General features: G+C 65.9%; 1 protein-coding gene. It reads left to right on the top strand.

From position 1 onward, the window contains the following. Positions 1 to 194 precede the first annotated feature (194 nt). The gene (locus AC0L25_RS32310; protein WP_473599165.1) at positions 195 to 1484 is read left to right on the top strand and encodes an IS4 family transposase; all 1290 of its coding nucleotides are present in this window, start codon (positions 195 to 197) and stop codon (positions 1482 to 1484) included. The last annotated feature ends 33 nt before the right edge of the window (positions 1485 to 1517 follow it).

Below are 1517 nucleotides of genomic sequence, written 5' to 3'. Positions count from 1 at the left end.
CTAGCGTGCGCACACATCTGCTTCGGAGGTGTCAAGGGAGTTTTGGCCGGGCAGCAGGTTTGGCTTGTGGGGTTGGAATCATGTGTGATTCTGTAGCTCCCATTGTTGATTCGGGAGATTTCGACGATGGCTTTGCTGCTTGGATACTTCGGCGACCTGCGCCTGCAAAAAAGGGGAGCATGGTGCTGGAGCGCATGTGCACGCGCGTCAGCGCGGGCCTGCGCAGGCTGGCCGATACGCGGGCGGAACAGATTGCGTTCACGCGGCTGTTTCGCAATCCCCAGGTGACGGTGCCGGAGATCGTGCGCACGGCGGCGGCGCGAACGGGCGAGGCGGCGGCCGGCCGCCATGTGCTGATCATTGAGGACAGCAGCGAGATCAACTATGAGGCCAAGGCCTCGCGCAAGCGCGGCCTCGGGCGTGTCGGCAACGGCAAGGATGTCGGGCTGTTCGTCCACCCGGCGCTGGCCGTGGATGCCGCCGACGGCTCGGTGCTGGGGCTTGCGGCTGCCACGATCTGGCGGCGTCGGGGGCAGAAGGCGCACGACTACCAAGCCCTGCCGATCGAAGCCAAGGAGAGCTACAAATGGATCGCCACCGCCAAGGCGGCCCGCCAGGCGCTGACCGACACGCCGCTGGCTACCGTGATCGGCGACCGCGAGGCCGACATCTACGAAGTGCTGGCAAGGCTGCCTGACGAGCGCACGCATGTGCTCATCCGCGCCGTGCGCGACCGGGCTCTGGGTGAGCAGGGCGGCCGTCTGTTCGGCGAGATCGCCAAAACGCCGGAAGCCGGCCGGACCGCCTTCGAACTGCAGGCGCGTCCCGGCCGACCGGCGCGCAAGGTGCAACTGGCCGTTCGCTTCGCCGCGGTCGCCTTGCGCCAGCCGCGCCTTGGTGCCGACTGTCGCGATCCGCGCGAGATCACGCTCAACATGGTCGAAGTGCGCGAGATCGATCCGCCTTCGCCAAAGGAAGCGGTGATCTGGCGGCTGTTGACCACTCACGCGGTCAAAACGCTCGCCGACGCTTGCCGCATGGTCGATCTCTACCGGTTGCGCTGGACCGTCGAACAGCTGTTCCGAACGGTGAAGTCGCAGGCCATCGATCTGGAGGAAAGCCTGCTTGCCGATGGTGAGGCACTCGAACGGCTGGCCGCGACCGCGCTGATCGTCGCCACCAGGGTCATGCAACTCGTGCACGGGCGCGATGCCGCCGGCCAGGCCTTCAAGGCTGCACGCCTCTTCAGCCCCGCCGAGATCACCGTGCTGGAGGCGCTGATTGCCAGGCTCGAAGGCAAGACCCAAAAGCAGAACAATCCGCATCCGCAACACACGCTCGCCTGGGCCGCTTGGTGCATCGCCCGGCTGGGAGGGTGGAACGGCTACGCCAAGGAGCGACCGCCAGGTCCCGTCACCTTCAGCAACGGCCTCAGACGCTTCCACGCCATCGCCGAGGGCTTCGCTCTTGCAAATCCAAACTAATCCCCGCCAAATCAGATGTGTGCGCACGCTAGC

Source organism: Mesorhizobium sp. WSM4813 (assembly GCF_055811555.1).
This window is presented reverse-complemented; position numbering and strand designations above follow the sequence as displayed.